Source organism: Gemella sp. oral taxon 928, assembly GCF_001553915.1.
GTDB lineage: Bacteria > Bacillota > Bacilli > Staphylococcales > Gemellaceae > Gemella > Gemella massiliensis.
In genome coordinates, this window is the sequence record NZ_CP014233.1 from 720,198 (window position 1) to 735,294 (window position 15,097).

Consider the following 15,097-nt stretch of genomic DNA (forward strand, 5'->3'; position numbering starts at 1 on the left):
ATAAAACTTAATTTTTTCGGAGGTAATTAATTATGGAAAAAAATTTACCGGCATGTCCTGTGGAACTGACACTAACTCTTATAAGTAATAGGTGGAGAATACTTATTATTCGTGATTTATTAGAGGGAACTAAACGTTTTGGAGAATTAAAAAGATCTGTAGGTAATGTATCACAAAAAGTTCTTACCGCCAATTTACGTGAAATGGAAAAAAGCGGATTAATTAATAGAAAAGTTTATGCAGAAGTACCGCCACGTGTTGAATATTCGTTAACGGATTTAGGAAATTCTTTAGAACTAGTGATAAACTCATTAGGTTCTTGGGGAATGACATATAGAAATAAACTGGAAAATTTATAAAAAGAAAATAATTTAGATGATAATTAATTGTTTATGAGTTATAATATAGTCAAGGTGCATAAGTATGCACTATTATTTTAATATATATTAAAGGGGAATAACTATGAATAAAAATAGTTTGTTGTCAAAAGTATTTCATAGATACTTCATTGTAGCACTAAACGGTATGGCTCTTGGGTTGTTTTGTACTCTTATAATCGGGCTTATTATTAAACAGATAGCATTAAGCTTAAGTGGAGGGTTATCAGGATTTTTAGTTGCTGTAGCGACGATAGCCATGGCACTTACAGGACCTGTAATCGGTATAGGAGTAGCACATGCGTTGAAAGCACCTAAGTTAGTAATTTTAGCATCAGGTGTTGTTGGATTTCTTGGAGCATTTGGTTCTAACCTTGGTACAAACCATCTAATTGAACAGGGGAAACTTTCTATTAGTGGTTCAGGTGATCCGCTTGGGGCTTTTATTGCTGTCGTTATTGCGGCTGAGTGTGGACGATTAATTTCAGGAAAAACAAAAATAGATATTATTGTAACACCTTTTGTTACGATTATTATTGGAGCCGTTGTGGCTTATTATACCGGTCCATATTTAATTAGTGGTATGAAAATGCTTGGTTCATTTATTCGAGAGGCAACAGAATTACAACCATTTATAATGGGAATAGTTGTATCAGTTGTAATGGGAATTATTTTAACATTACCGATTAGTTCGGCGGCATTATCTATAATTTTAGGATTGTCGGGTATAGCGGCAGGAGCTTCTACTGTCGGGTGTGCGGCGCAAATGGTAGGATTTGCGGTAATTAGTTTTAAAGCAAATGGTTGGAACGGATTACTTGCACAATGTTTAGGAACATCAATGCTTCAGGTTCCGAATATTATGAAAAAACCTATTATATGGATACCGCCTATTATAGCAAGTGCTATACTTGGTCCGGTAGCAACACTTGTATGTGCAATGGAGAATAACCCTGCCGGTGGTGGTATGGGGACATCAGGTCTTGTTGGACAACTTATGACATGGCAAACAATGGCTGGGCATACTAACCATATGATACTTCTTGTAGAAATATTGCTACTGCATTTTATTTTGCCGGCGATATTATCGTATGCAGTTTATTATTACATGGAAAAAAAAGGATATGTTAAATCATCAGATTACCAACTTGCATTATAATAAATAATACATCATACATATATATATTATGTACAGTTAATTAATAAAGTATTTAAGATAGGTGCAAGAATTTTGATGAATATGCAAAAAGACGGATAAAATAAAAATACCGCTCAAAAAAATTAGTGCAATTTAAAAACAATCTCAATGTTATATGACTGACGTTGAGATTGTTTTTTGCTGTTTTAACGAGATAATAAATATTATACTATGAAAAGTTAAAATATAAAAAATTGTAAATACATATAAATAGTATTCAAAAGTCATTAAAATATGGTAAAATAAATAGGACTGTAAATACAATTATATATTTATATACAAAATATTATTTTTTGCTGATTTTATAGTAGTATGTTACCCTTAAAAATTAACCTTTGAACAGCAACGAACTTAATAGCAATGTTTGTAGTGGTAATAGTAAAATGCTAAAAGCATTTTACTTGGAGAATTTTAGACCTTGGCTAAAATTCTAGCCGAAAAATCCACCTACGTAGTAGGTTAGTTGTAGGCGTCCATACCACTACTAACCATTGCTGGAATATTTGTAAAATAATATATAATTAAATAACAAAAGGAGTTAAAATTGCATGGTTATTCAATGGTTTCCCGGGCATATGGCAAAGGCAACAAGAGAAGTAAAAGAAAAATTAAAATTAGTAGATATTGTATTTGAACTTGTAGATGCTCGTTGTCCGTTATCATCACACAACATGTACTTAGATGAAGTAGTGAAAGACAAAAAGAAAATTATTATTTTTAATAAGGTTGACCTATGTGATAGAAAAGAAACTGCAAAATGGAAAAATTATTTTGAAGATAAAGGATATGTTGTTGTTTACACTGATTCAAAAAATAGCAATAACTTAAATAAAGTAATTGGTAAGGCTAAAGAAGAATTAGCAGAAAAAATTGCTCGCCAAGTAGAAAAAGGTATAAAACCAAGAGCAATTCGATCTATGGTAATAGGGATTCCTAATGTCGGAAAATCAACATTTATCAATAAATTGATAAAAAAAAATGTAGCAAATACTGCTAATAAACCAGGTGTTACTAAAAAACAACAGTGGTTAAAATTGAATAAAGATATTGAGTTGTTGGATACACCGGGAATTTTAATGCCCAAATTTGACAATCAAAAAATAGGTAAAAAATTAAGTTTAATTGCTTCAATAAAAGATGATATAACACCACTTGATGATGTATGTTTATACTTAATAGAATTATTAAAAACAAATTATTTAGAAAATTTAAATAACCTTTATAAAATAAATGTGTCACAAGATGATGACAATGTTTTTATTATGGAAAAAATTGCTGAGAAGAAATTTAAAAAGATTGCCGGAGATTATGACTATGATTCTACTATAAAATTACTTATCCAAGATTTCAGAACACAAAAATTCGGATTAATTACCTTAGATAATTATCAAGAAATGGTGGAAATTAATGATGAAAATTAACGAAATAAAAGAAATTTTTTCACAAGAGATAGTAGAAAAAGAAATAATAGAAACATTGCAAAAAGATGAGAGAATAGGTGTAAAAAAAATATTACTTAGTTATAATAAAAAACAAGAAAAGAAAAATTTTCTAAAAAAAGAATACGAAAAAAAGTCATTTTATGAAAATAAGTGTTATAATAGTGGGTATAAGTATATTTGTGGAGTAGATGAGGTAGGTCGTGGACCTTTGGCGGGTCCGGTAGTAGCAGCTGCGGTAATTTTAAAACCGGATAATTATTTTGAAGGATTAAATGATTCAAAAAAATTATCAAAAACTAAACGTGAAGAATTGTACGATAAAATAAAAGCTGAAGCATTAGCATATGCGGTGTGTGAAGTAGATAATAGAGAAATAGAAAAATATAATATTTATAATGCCAGCAGAATAGCAATGCAAAAAGCTGTTGAAAAGTTATCACAGACGCCGGATTTTCTTTTAATTGATGCCATGCCATTTGGAAATTATCCAATTTCAAATTTTAGTATGGTTAAGGGTGATGAAAAAAGCGTTTCAATAGCGGCGGCTTCCGTTATAGCTAAAGTATATCGTGATCGCTTAATGGAAGATTATTCAAAAAAATATCCATATTATGATTTTGAAAATAATGCAGGATATGGCACCAAGAGACACTTGGAAGCCTTAGATAAATATGGAATTTGTCCAATACATCGAAGAGATTTTGAACCGATAAAAACAATAATACAAGGAGGAAAAAATGAACAACGAAAAAAATAATAATCATGGTCAGAAGATCAGCGTACATAAAAAAAATAATGTTGTGAAAAATAAATTAAATAACATTGAGAGTAAAGAAGTAAAGAAAAAACCAAGTAAATCAAGAAAAAATTATCCAAAGGTTAGTATAACTCCGTTAGGGGGAGTAGAAGAAGTAGCTAAAAACATGTATATGGTAGAAATTGGTGACGAGATATTTGTTTTAGATGCCGGTCTTATGTTCCCTGAAACTGAAATGATAGGGATAGATGCGGTTATACCGGATATTAGTTACTTGATTAAGAATAAGAATAGGGTAAAAGGTATCTTTTTATCTAATGGACGTGTAAGTTCTATGGGGGCTGTTCCTTATATAATAGATAAGCTGAAGTGTCCTGTTTATGGTTCTAAATTAACGATTGATTTATTAAAAAATCATTTAAAACAATTAAATATCAGACGTCGTATTAAATTTTATTATGTTAGAGAGAATAATAAATATGATTTTAATAATGCTCATATAACATTTTTTAAAACGACATATTCTATGCCGGATTCACTAGGTATTTGCATTTCTACCGCACAAGGAAATATAGTTTATACCGGAGAATTTAAGTTTGACCAATCTGTAAGTAAAGAATACAGAGCAGATATGTTAAAAATTAGCCAACTAGGTCAAAAAGGTGTTATGGTATTACTAAGTGATTCCAGTAATGCTAATGTAAAGGGATATAATGTGCCGGAAAATGAGGCGGCAGAACAGATTGATAACGCATTTTATCAAGCTAATAAAAGAATTATTGTTACGTGTTATGCCTCTAATTTTTTAACAATTTCTCATATTGTTAAAGCCGCATTAGGTCAAAATAGAAAAATATTATTACTGGGTCAAGCTATTCAAGATTCTATAAATAGTGCAAGAAATATGAATTACCTAGAAATAGAAGACGATAAATTAATTGGTATAGACGATTTAAAAAACTATCCACAAAATGAAATATGTATTCTTTCATCCGGAGAACAAGGAGAACCCATTGAAGCGATGAAAAATATTGCAGAGAAATCTATTACCAATATTCAAATAGAAGAAGGAGATACTATTATGATAGCGGCAACTCCATCACCTAACATGGAAGTTATGTTATTCCAAACATTAAATCTTCTTGTAGAATTAGGTGCTAATGTTGTTACCGCCTCTAAACGTCTTCATGCTGCAAGTCACGCTACACGTGAAGAATTAAAATTGATTTTGAATATGTTAATGCCTAAACACTTTATTCCTGTTCAAGGAGAATTTAGGAATTTAAGAAAACATGCAGAAATAGCAGCGGAAACAGGTGTTAACAAAAAAAATATTCACATATTGGAAAAAGGTACTACGTTGGAAATTTCAGGTAATAAGGCAAAAGAATTATTAAAAAATATTCCGGTTGGAAATATTCTTGTAGATGGTCGTGGAATTGGAGATGTAGAAGACAGTGTTTTAAAAGATAGAAAGTTGTTGTCAAATGACGGTATTTTTGTAACCTCGTATGCAATAAGCAGAAAAACTAAAAGTTTAGTCGGAAGACCATGTATTCAAACAAAGGGTTTTGTCTATGTTAAAAAAAGTGCTGAACTCATAAAAGAAGCTGAAGAAAAAGTCACAGAATACTTAATTAATAATCCTATAAAGAGTATTCGTGATTGTTCAACAATAAAATCAGAAATTAGAAGTATGTTATCCAGTCTACTTTATGATAGTACAAAACGAAAACCTATAATTATAGTCAACTTTACATTAATTTAATAAAAAATAAAAGGGGATAATAAATTAATTGTCCCCTTATAACTAACTAAAAAGGAGGTAGCTTATGTCTAAAGTGATTGCTCATATCGATATGAATTGTTTTTATGCAAGTGTCGAAGAAAAGTATAATCCAAAATTAAAGGGAAGACCGTTGGCAGTTGCAGGAGAAGTTAAGAAAAGACATGGAATAATAGTTACCTCCAATTATCCGGCAAGATCTTTTGGAGTGAAAACTACAATGAGAGTAGGAGAAGCCAGAAAATTATGTCCAAGTTTGCAAATAGTACGTCCTGATTTTGAAAAATATCAAATAGAATCAAAAAGGATTTTTGATTTAGTAAGGGAATATACTGATAAAATTGAAATAGTTTCTATAGATGAGGCTTATATAGATTTAAGTGAAATAAAAGATCCGATAAAAGTCGCTGCTGTAATTCAAAGAAGAATATATAAACAACTGAAAATACCTTCGAGTATAGGGATTTCTTATAATAAATTTTTTGCAAAGATGGCATCGGATTTAAAAAAACCGCTTGGTTTTACGATAATAAATAAAAAAAATTATAAGGAAATATTGTGGAATCTTGATGTAGAAAAGATGCACGGTTGTGGAAAAGCTGCAACAAAAAAATTAAAAAAACTAAAAATTAATACAATAGGTGATGTTGCAACTGCTAATGAGGTTATTTTACATAGTATTCTTGGAATTCAAGGTTTAAGATTAAAAAAAAGAGCCAATGGAGAAGATAGTAGAGTGTTAAAATACACCGTAGAAAGAAAATCAATAGGAAATTCTAAAACATTTTCCAGTGATTTAATAGAAGAAGAGGAAATATTAAAAGAAGTAAAAAAATTAAGTAAAAAGGTAAGTGAAAGAGCTGTATCACGAGATTATGTAGGGAATAATATTTCTATAATGATTAAATTTTCTGACTTTAAGGTTATGACACGTTCGAAAAAAATTTCTGAGTACATAAATGCTGAAAAAGATATTTTTGGTTATGCCTGGGAATTATTATCCGAAAATTATGATTTTAATGTAGGGATAAGGTTATTGGGAGTGTCATTAAATGAGATAAAAAAATTAAAAGATTTAAACATTCAATTAGATATTTTTGATGAAAAAAATTATAAAAAAGAAGAAAAGTTAAGAAAATTATCACGAAGTTTAAAAGAACAATTTGGTGATAAAGTTCTTACAAGTCCTCAAAAAAATGATAATAAAAACAAAAAGACTATAATAACTACAAGCTTTAGTAAAGATTTTTTAGATTAATAAAAACCTAAAAGAAAGGAAGAAAAATGCTGATGATTAATAAGAGATTAGAATTAGTTGCAACATATGTTACGGGTAGAAGGCTTGCAGATATAGGAAGTGATCATGCATATTTACCTTTATACTTGGTCAAAAATAAAAAAATAGATTTTGCTATAGCCGGTGAAATAGTAGAAGGTCCATATAAAGTATCTCAAAAAAATGTAGCACAAGAAGGTTTTTCAAAAATTATTGAATGTCGGAAAGCAGCAGGATTAGATGCAATATCACTTGATGACAATATAGAAGTAATTACTATTTGTGGAATGGGTGGAAAATTAATAGCTGAAATATTGGAAAATGGAAAAGGAAAATTAAAAAGCAAGCCGAGTTTAATTTTACAACCAAATGTTGGAGAAAATTTCGTTCGCATTAAATTGCAAGAATTAGGATATAAAATAGATGCAGAAGACATAATAGAAGAAGATGGGCATATTTATGAAATAATAGTAGCTAGTTTTGGAAAAATGAATTTAACAGAAGATGAGATAAATTTTGGAAAATTTTTAACAAAAGAAAAACCGGAACTATATATAAAGAAACAAAATTTAGAATTAGAAAAAATAAATTATATATTAGCACAACTAAAAAAATCTAACAATACTCAGCTAGAGAAAATAAAGGTGCAGGAAGAAAAATATAAAAAAATAGAAGCGCTAATTCAGTAGTTTTTAAGATTTACAAAAAAATTTATTAGAACGGTATTTATAATTTATAAATCATAATTGATTTGGATAGACACAAGATAGGAGTGTAAGAAAATGGAATATAGTTTTAAAGATATGTATTCTAGATCAAAAGTAGCAGTAGAAACAGATAGATATGTTATTTATCAAATGTTAAAATCGAAATTAAATTTTAGTGGAAATTATTTACTTATAAAACAAATGCCGGAAATTGTTGATGAGTTGGAATATTATATAGCTTCTTGTTATAAATTTTTTAAAGATGCCGGTATTAATTTTATTCATATAGCTACACCGGAGAAAAAAGAACTTTCTAAAAAATTAAAAAAATATCTAAAAAAAGATGGATATAATGAGATAAATTTTGACTTGTACCATTTGAAAAGAGAAGAATTTGTTGAACAAAATCTGAGTAATTATAAAGTAGAATTTTTACAGAAAAAAGATAACAGTGAATATTTAGAGTTTCAATATAAAATAGATTCGGAACTGGGTGATAGTCGATGGGCAATTCATAATCAAGAGTTGCTTTATGAAAATATTCGTTCAGAAAATATACTTCAATTAATAGCAAAAGATAATGATAAAATTATAGGAACGATGAATGTAATAATGAAAACAGACTTTTTTGAAGTTGATAATCTGTATGTAGCCAAAGAGTACAGAAGACAAGGAGTTGCTAAACATCTTTTAAATTACGCAGTGTTAAATATGAGAAAAGAAAATGTAGTATTGGTTGCTGATAGTAATGATACACCTAAATATATGTATGAAAAAATTGGATTTAAAAAAATATCAAAGCAAGATTTTTATCTAAAATCGAATGTTAATTAAGAAATGCTTTAATAAATATTTGGCTAATTATAGAATTAAAGAGGATAAGTACAACCGAATATTTTTGGAAAATATTTTTAAAATATTGATGAATTTTGTTATGTGTAGTAAACTAATAGTGGTGGTTTTATAGAAGAGAGTAGGTAAATAAAATTGAAAAAGGTAGTTAAAAAAATATTAAAATTTATTATAGAATCCTCAGTAGTTGTCCTTATTATTTATGGAGTTTTTTCTGCCGGTGGTTATGTGAAATCTAAAAAACATAAAGATAATCAAGTAGAAGTTTCAAAACAGGAACAGGTTCAAAAAAATAATGAGTCCAAAGAAGAAAGTCAAGAAAAGAAAAAATTAAATCAAGCGGAACTTGATGAGGCTATGAATAATATAGTTAGCAAATATCAAGGAAATAACGAAATTGGTGTTGTTTATAAAAATTTTTCAACCGGTTACAGATTTGCGGTAGCAGATGATAAATATTTTACAGCGGCGAGTACCGTTAAAGTTGTATATGCTATGAAGATTTATGATAGAATAAAAGCAGGAGAAATATCTAAAGATAAGCCGATTTATTATAATAAGAAATTTTTAGAAGAAGGTGGGGGAGAAATAACCAATCAACCTAAAAAGGATAGTTATGAATTAGAGTATGTAATTCGAAATATGATTCAATATTCTGATAATACAGCTACCAGAATGCTCATTGGGAACAGTGCGACAGCCAGCGATGTTCTTACTAAATATTTTGCACAATTAGGTGTTTCTCTACCTGTAGCGCAAGCACAAAAAAATAAAGTAACTCCAAAAATGATGGAGGCAGCATGGAGTAAATTATATTCAGAAAGAGATAACTACCCTGAATTATTAAAATATTTGCAAGACACAAAAGATAGTGAATGGATAAAAAAAGGTATTCAAGATAAAAAAATAGCGAGTAAGTATGGCGGAATAGATGCCAATATGCACGACACTGCTATAGTATTTGGTGATCAAGACTATATGCTGCTCATATATACAAATAATTTGTCAAATTCAGGAAATAGTATTTCAGAAATGGCAAAAGAGATAAATAATCTTACTGATAATAATATGTAAAGTAATTACAGTTATTTCGACAATATTAACATCTAACTTTGATAAAAATGGCTCTGTGTCAAATACGGGGCATGAGAAAAAATAAGGATAAAATGCTAAGCAATGCAGTGTTGCTTGGCATTTTTCAAAACGCCCTTAAAAGAAATATTATTTTTATACTCAGAAACAAATAACCTAGAAACAACTAAAATGCGTAATCTAAAGTTATAAAAGCTATTATAACCATAAGAAACTCTCTTTAAAACCTTTATCTTATTATTAATACCCTCCAAAGAACCATTAGAAATAGAATACCTAACACTATTAAGCATATACCCTTTATGTTTTCTCATAGTATTAATAGCCTTACTAACACCATCAGATAAATCGATAGTAGATTTTTCAATTAATTCTTTAAACTCCAACTCATTTCTATACCTTATTGCATATCTAATATCCTGAACTCTCTCATAGCTAGCCTTAAATATACAATCTAATCCTAATAAATAATCTAAAATATCACGTCTAGTAACTAAACTCCTAAAACTCCTATTAAAGAAAAACCTACCATGAGTAACATTACTTTCATCTTCTAATATTAACTTCCAATTATTTTTTAAAAGAGTATAATTAATACCTTTTTGTTTTTTGTAAATATTCATTAGCTTAACTCTAGTTCTATTAAGTTCTCTATTAACATTTTGAATAATATGAAACCTATCTATAACAATTTCAGCATTAGGAAACTTATTTCTAATCAACTTCATATAAGGAGTATAAATATCAATACAAATAGCCTTAACATTACTTCTAGCCTCTTTAGAAAATCTGGAAAAATAATTATTTAAAATATACTCAGTTCTACCATCAACTATATCAATAATCTCATGAGTTAAAGCATCTAAAAAAATAAAACTCATACCATTTTTACTATCTTTAGTAAACTTTAACTCATCAAAGCATAAATACTCAGGTAAGGTATTATAGTTAAGAATGTCTACATGGGATTTACATTTATAAAGAGTTCTTATAACAGTATTAACCGATACATTATTCATTTTGGCTATTTGTTTAAAAGATAAAGTATCAGCTAAATCACTCATTATAGAAAACTTAACATTTTTAGAAATACTACAGTATTTATCTACAAAAGAAGTAGTAGCTACAAATTTTTTATTACAAGTTTTACACTTGAAACGTTGCTTTCTTAGTTCCAAATAAGCAGGGATACCTGATATTTTTAATAGATTAATTCTAGTAAGTTCATTAAAGCCGTTTTTAACTACAGTATAACCTTTATTAAGACAACCACAGCATTCACACTTCTTGGGTTTATATGTTAAGGTACCTTTGAATACAAAGTACTTTTGATTATTTTTTATAGTTTCGTTATGTGTTTTCTCAATAGTTATATTTTTATCTTTTATTTGTAGTAGGTTTTTAATGAATTCTCCCTCTTTTATTTCTTTTGTTTTTGTGTTAAAATTATTCATGACAGATATCCTTTCATAGTTTATTTTTTTTTGCACTTTAATTATATTGGATATTTGTCTTTTTGTATATTAAAAAATAATACGAGGTATGGATTTTTTTCCATGCCCCGTATTTATTATACAACCATAAAAATTAGATGTTTTTTTGCGATTAAGTGAGATAATGTTTTGAAAATAATTTGATAAAAATAATTGAAAAAAGCTATATAAAAGTATATAATAGGTATATTAGGGTAATATTTTAGTACGGAGGATTGAAATGGGATTTTTATCAAAATTATTCGGAAAAGAAGATAAAAAAACAGAAGAATTAGTAATAAATTCTTATATGAAAGGAAAAGTAGTAGCCATTACTGAAGTTCCGGATCCGGTATTTGCACAGAAAATGATGGGTGATGGTTTTGCAATTATCCCTGAAGAAGGAAAATTGCTGTCACCGGTTTCGGGAGAAATTATCCAAGTATTTCCGACAAAACATGCTTTCGGAATAAAGACAGGAGATGTAGAGTTACTTATCCATGTTGGTTTAGAGACAGTATCTATGAAAGGTGAAGGATTTGATGTTTTAGTGTCAGCCGGGGATAAAGTAGAGGTCGGTCAAACATTATTAACTTATGATTTAGAATTAGTAAAAGAAAAAGCAAAAGATATCATTACCCCTTGTGTAGTTACAAATATGGATATTGTTGAAGATATTAGTGTTTTAAAACTAAATGAAACCGTAGATTTTTCACAAGAAGTGGCAAAAATAAAACTTAAATAGATGCGAGTCTATTTAAGTTTTAATAGTATAATATTATGAATGATAAAAAATTTTGGAAAATAGTATATTTGCATATTGTTAAATATAATTATAATATACTTTATTATCGTCCGGAGAAGAAAGATGTTTGGTTAATAAATGATGATAATGAGTTGGTAAGATTTATTTATAGCAATAATTTTAAAACAACTGAAATAGATAGTGTAATTTCTAATATAATTCGGAACGAAACAAGATTGAAAAAAATGTTTAAATTGAAAAATTTAAAAATTAAAATAATATTTGTTTCACCGGAATATGATGAGATAATTACAGATTATAAAAAGTATAAAATTTCAAGTGATTTGATAATAGAAAGAGTTTTATTTAATGAAAAAAATAGTAAGCTATTCGTGAAAGAACGTGATTTAAAATTTATTGAAGATTCTCCGGATACATCACGTTATAAAACCAGAGTTGTAGAACTATACAAAAAACAAACTTTAAATAAAACAGTATTTGATGTCAAATTTAACATAATTTCGTTATGCTATTTATTATTGTTTTTCTTAAAATATGTTAGTATTTATGCAAGTAACGGAAGTTTCTCAATTTATAAATTTTTAGGATATGATTATCAAGGAATTATTAGCGGACAATTTTATAGGTTAATAACGAGTGTTTTTGTTGTTAATGATTTTATGAGCTTATTTATAGTAGTAGTGAGTATTTTTGTATCATCGTTATTATTTAATAAGAATTTGAATATTCGTGAATCGTCGGTAATATTAATAACTACAGCTATCATTTTTAATCTGTTTTTGCTGTTTGGTTATTCGGGAGATTTAAATATTCCTGTTGTTTCTTATCTGGCAGTTTTAGGTTCTATATTTTTAACGCAGTTAAGTAAAAAAAGTAATAATTTGCAATTTATGTACGCTGTTTCTTTATCATTAGTGTATTTGTTGGGAAGTGCTATACTACTAAACACCAACGTTGCTCTTTATATTTTTTCATTTATAGTTGGGGTGTTTTTGCAACTATTATTATTGAATAAAAGGAGTATTTATATATTATCAATAGCTTTTGTATTGATTATGGTGTCCGGGATAGTTGTAAAAATTGCTAATATTGATACAAAAAGTAAAGTTAATACTTACTTAGTTAGAAAAATTGATAAAAGGTTGGAAAAACCGAGAAGTGATGAGGATATTTTTAATTTAGAAAAAGAATTGACTTCCAGAAATAAATCGGCACTTACATATTATGAGTTAGGTATGATTAAAATGACAAACCTTTCAGTTAATGATGCTAAAAAAGTATTCTTAGAGGGAATTCAGTTTGATAGCAGTTTTGCACCGCTTTATTACAAATTGGCATTAATAGAAAGACAAGAAGGTAATTATAGTAAATCTAAGGAATATGCAGATAAGGCATTAAAAATTAGTAATCTTGAGAAATATAAAAACTTGGTGGAAGAACTTAGTAATTATTAAGGGTGAAGATGATGATAAATTTTTATGATTTACAACAATTTTTAAAATCTTTTGGTATAATAATATATATGAAAGATAGAAAGCATACTTTAAGTATGGTAGAGTATGAAGTAAGAGAATTAAAAAGATTAGAATTAATTTCCAAAGAAGATTTTATAAGAGCGATTGCTATTATAAAACATGAGATGAATTATGAATTAGCGAAAGGATAGGTGAGAAAAATGGAAAATAGTCTTATATTTATAAAAGTTAGAAAGAGAATAGAAGAAGATATTATGAAAATCGAAGATATGATTGAAGCGTGTCTTTCAGTTAAAGGTGAAAAAAAATGTCCATTATATCAAGATGTAATTGATACACAAATTTTTGGATTAACGAAAGAAATAAATCTTGCGGTAGAAATAGGGTGTATCACTGCGGAGGCAGGTAAGAAAATTTTGACCGATCTTGAAGATAAAGCCGGTATGATGTATGGCAGTGTTGACAACCAAAGCAAAGCAAACTAGGTTATGAAGATAATAAGATTACAGCAAAGTATAAAACATGAACGACGTCATGTAAAATTAGATCTTGTAGTAGCTTTAACATTATTAATTTTATTTATTTTAAGTTGTATAATGGTTTATAGCGCCAGTATGATTGGGAATAAGTATGGAACATTCACATCGTCTATACCGGTAGATGCAAATTATTTTTTAATAAGGCAAGCGATTTGGGCATCATTATCTTACGTGGCGTTTTTAATCTTTTCAGTAGTAATTCCATTCGAAATTTTTAGAAGTAAAAATTTATTAAAATATGGGCAGTTCATTATTTTAGGATTACTATTAATTCCGTTTGCATTACCAAGTATAAATGGTGCAAGATCATGGATAAGATTAGGGGCATTTAGTTTTCAACCGTCAACTTTAGCACAACTATTTATTATTATTTATATGGCATTTATTTTAGAAACAAGAAAGACAAAATTAAGACAAGTCTTAACAAGCAGTGAGTTAATTAATATTTTTGGAATACCGTTATTTTTAACAGCGGTTATATTTGCTCAAAATGATACCGGAATGGTTTTAATAACTCTTAGTGTTGTTGGAATTATGGCGCTTTGTTCCAATATGAATTTTAAAAATATTAGGAAAATTATAACACTTGCATTATTGGCGAGTGTCATGTTAATAGGTATTTTATTTATTACAGGGTTGTTTTCCGGAAGCTCATATAGAACTAATCGGATAAAGGTATTTTTGAATCCTTTTTCAGAGAATCTTAGTGCAGCGGCCGATCAGGTAATAAATTCCTATATAGCGTTTGGTAATGGTGGCTTAGTGGGTCGTGGTTTAGGAAACTCTATTCAAAAACTCGGTTATCTGCCGGAAGCTCATACAGATTTTATTTTAGCAATTATTGCAGAAGAACTCGGTCTTATAGGAGTGTTATTTGTAATTCTGTTACTTTGTATATTGGTGGGAAAAGCTGTTTTTGCGGGGACTAAATCTAAAAATACGTTTGGTGCCATGTATGCAATAGGTTTTGCAACACTTTTATCAGTTCAAACTGTTATAAATATTGGAGGGGTTACTGCTTCCATTCCCATGACAGGAGTACCACTTCCTTTTGTAAGTAATGGAGGAAGTTCGCTTTTAATTCTTAGTATAGGACTTGGTATAGTTACCAATATTCTTGCTCATGTTAAATCTTTAAGAGAAGATAAACAAAATTTATAAAAATAACTAATTTAAAGTGAAAATTTTACTAAAAGTTTAAGAATATGCTCTGTTACTTTTAGAGTTTTGTCTTTAAATTAGTTTTTTGGGTTGTATAATAAATATGGATAGGTACTAGCCCCCGAAACTTGGATAAGTTTTGGGGAGCTATTTTTAATGAAATTAATAAATGAAAAAATTTCATACCCGTATTTCTA

15 protein-coding genes are annotated in these 15,097 nt (G+C 28.5%); 14 read left to right on the forward strand and 1 reads right to left on the reverse strand.

Going from position 1 to position 15,097, the window contains the following annotated elements; genetic code table 11:
• Positions 1-32 precede the first annotated feature (32 nt).
• The 9 genes from AXE85_RS03225 to AXE85_RS03265 all read left to right on the forward strand — a co-directional run bounded on the left by AXE85_RS03225 (position 33) and on the right by AXE85_RS03265 (position 9,469).
• The gene (locus AXE85_RS03225; RefSeq protein ID WP_062173106.1) at positions 33-359 is read left to right on the forward strand and encodes a winged helix-turn-helix transcriptional regulator; all 327 of its coding nucleotides are present in this window, start codon (positions 33-35) and stop codon (positions 357-359) included.
• 103 nt (positions 360-462) lie between these two features.
• Positions 463-1,536, forward strand: a complete 1,074-nt coding sequence (locus AXE85_RS03230) for a PTS sugar transporter subunit IIC (protein ID WP_062173107.1) — start codon at positions 463-465, stop codon at positions 1,534-1,536.
• 587 nt (positions 1,537-2,123) lie between these two features.
• Positions 2,124-2,996: a ribosome biogenesis GTPase YlqF gene (gene ylqF, locus AXE85_RS03235; RefSeq protein WP_062173108.1), complete on the forward strand. Its 873-nt coding sequence runs from the start codon at positions 2,124-2,126 to the stop codon at positions 2,994-2,996.
• Positions 2,986-3,774: a ribonuclease HII gene (locus AXE85_RS03240; protein ID WP_062174694.1), complete on the forward strand. Its 789-nt coding sequence runs from the start codon at positions 2,986-2,988 to the stop codon at positions 3,772-3,774. Before ylqF ends, AXE85_RS03240 begins: the two co-directional genes overlap by 11 nt.
• Positions 3,755-5,542 carry a ribonuclease J gene (locus tag AXE85_RS03245; protein WP_062173109.1) on the forward strand — a complete coding sequence of 596 codons (1,788 nt, stop codon included), beginning with the start codon at positions 3,755-3,757 and terminating at the stop codon, positions 5,540-5,542. Before AXE85_RS03240 ends, AXE85_RS03245 begins: the two co-directional genes overlap by 20 nt.
• Positions 5,543-5,606: 64 nt before the next feature.
• Entirely contained in the window at positions 5,607-6,818 is a 1,212-nt protein-coding gene (locus tag AXE85_RS03250) for a DNA polymerase IV (RefSeq protein ID WP_062173110.1), read from the forward strand.
• 32 nt (positions 6,819-6,850) lie between these two features.
• Positions 6,851-7,525: a tRNA (adenine(22)-N(1))-methyltransferase gene (locus AXE85_RS03255; protein WP_231723805.1), complete on the forward strand. Its 675-nt coding sequence runs from the start codon at positions 6,851-6,853 to the stop codon at positions 7,523-7,525.
• A 93-nt stretch (positions 7,526-7,618) separates the two neighbouring features.
• A complete protein-coding gene (locus tag AXE85_RS03260) occupies positions 7,619-8,377 on the forward strand; it encodes a GNAT family N-acetyltransferase (protein WP_062173112.1) in 759 nt (252 codons plus the stop codon).
• A 153-nt stretch (positions 8,378-8,530) separates the two neighbouring features.
• On the forward strand, positions 8,531-9,469 hold the full coding sequence (locus tag AXE85_RS03265) for a serine hydrolase (RefSeq protein ID WP_062173113.1): 939 nt from the start codon (positions 8,531-8,533) through the stop codon (positions 9,467-9,469).
• Between the two features lie 95 nt (positions 9,470-9,564).
• On the opposite strand, the gene AXE85_RS03270 is transcribed toward AXE85_RS03265, so the two are convergent.
• Entirely contained in the window at positions 9,565-10,941 is a 1,377-nt protein-coding gene (locus tag AXE85_RS03270; protein ID WP_062173096.1) for an ISL3 family transposase, read from the reverse strand.
• A 259-nt stretch (positions 10,942-11,200) separates the two neighbouring features.
• Between AXE85_RS03270 and AXE85_RS03275 the strand changes: the two genes are divergently transcribed.
• Genes AXE85_RS03275 through AXE85_RS03295 form a run of 5 tightly spaced genes read left to right on the forward strand, consistent with a single transcriptional unit; the run spans position 11,201 to position 14,900 of the window.
• On the forward strand, positions 11,201-11,704 hold the full coding sequence (locus AXE85_RS03275; RefSeq protein ID WP_062173114.1) for a PTS sugar transporter subunit IIA: 504 nt from the start codon (positions 11,201-11,203) through the stop codon (positions 11,702-11,704).
• Between the two features lie 35 nt (positions 11,705-11,739).
• Positions 11,740-13,179 (forward strand): hypothetical protein, encoded by a 1,440-nt coding sequence (locus AXE85_RS03280; RefSeq protein WP_062173115.1) that lies wholly within the window; start codon positions 11,740-11,742, stop codon positions 13,177-13,179.
• A gap of 11 nt (positions 13,180-13,190) precedes the next feature.
• The gene (locus tag AXE85_RS03285; RefSeq protein WP_062173116.1) at positions 13,191-13,391 is read left to right on the forward strand and encodes a YqgQ family protein; all 201 of its coding nucleotides are present in this window, start codon (positions 13,191-13,193) and stop codon (positions 13,389-13,391) included.
• Positions 13,392-13,400: 9 nt separating this feature from the next.
• Positions 13,401-13,685, forward strand: a complete 285-nt coding sequence (locus AXE85_RS03290) for a DUF1507 family protein (protein WP_062173117.1) — start codon at positions 13,401-13,403, stop codon at positions 13,683-13,685.
• Between the two features lie 3 nt (positions 13,686-13,688).
• On the forward strand, positions 13,689-14,900 hold the full coding sequence (locus tag AXE85_RS03295; protein ID WP_062173118.1) for an FtsW/RodA/SpoVE family cell cycle protein: 1,212 nt from the start codon (positions 13,689-13,691) through the stop codon (positions 14,898-14,900).
• Positions 14,901-15,097: the final 197 nt, after the last annotated feature.

Excerpts from the sequence above, each read along its gene's own strand:
- AXE85_RS03225 (WP_062173106.1), top strand. The coding sequence starts at position 33 with ATGGAAAAAAATTTACCGGCATGTCCTGTGGAACTGACACTAACTCTT.
- AXE85_RS03230 (WP_062173107.1), top strand. The coding sequence starts at position 463 with ATGAATAAAAATAGTTTGTTGTCAAAAGTATTTCATAGATACTTCATT.
- ylqF (WP_062173108.1), top strand. The coding sequence starts at position 2,124 with ATGGTTATTCAATGGTTTCCCGGGCATATGGCAAAGGCAACAAGAGAA.
- AXE85_RS03240 (WP_062174694.1), top strand. The coding sequence starts at position 2,986 with ATGAAAATTAACGAAATAAAAGAAATTTTTTCACAAGAGATAGTAGAA.
- AXE85_RS03245 (WP_062173109.1), top strand. The coding sequence starts at position 3,755 with ATGAACAACGAAAAAAATAATAATCATGGTCAGAAGATCAGCGTACAT.
- AXE85_RS03250 (WP_062173110.1), top strand. The coding sequence starts at position 5,607 with ATGTCTAAAGTGATTGCTCATATCGATATGAATTGTTTTTATGCAAGT.
- AXE85_RS03255 (WP_231723805.1), top strand. The coding sequence starts at position 6,851 with ATGATTAATAAGAGATTAGAATTAGTTGCAACATATGTTACGGGTAGA.
- AXE85_RS03260 (WP_062173112.1), top strand. The coding sequence starts at position 7,619 with ATGGAATATAGTTTTAAAGATATGTATTCTAGATCAAAAGTAGCAGTA.
- AXE85_RS03270 (WP_062173096.1), bottom strand. The coding sequence starts at position 10,941 with ATGAATAATTTTAACACAAAAACAAAAGAAATAAAAGAGGGAGAATTC.
- AXE85_RS03275 (WP_062173114.1), top strand. The coding sequence starts at position 11,201 with ATGGGATTTTTATCAAAATTATTCGGAAAAGAAGATAAAAAAACAGAA.
- AXE85_RS03280 (WP_062173115.1), top strand. The coding sequence starts at position 11,740 with ATGAATGATAAAAAATTTTGGAAAATAGTATATTTGCATATTGTTAAA.
- AXE85_RS03285 (WP_062173116.1), top strand. The coding sequence starts at position 13,191 with ATGATAAATTTTTATGATTTACAACAATTTTTAAAATCTTTTGGTATA.
- AXE85_RS03290 (WP_062173117.1), top strand. The coding sequence starts at position 13,401 with ATGGAAAATAGTCTTATATTTATAAAAGTTAGAAAGAGAATAGAAGAA.
- AXE85_RS03295 (WP_062173118.1), top strand. The coding sequence starts at position 13,689 with ATGAAGATAATAAGATTACAGCAAAGTATAAAACATGAACGACGTCAT.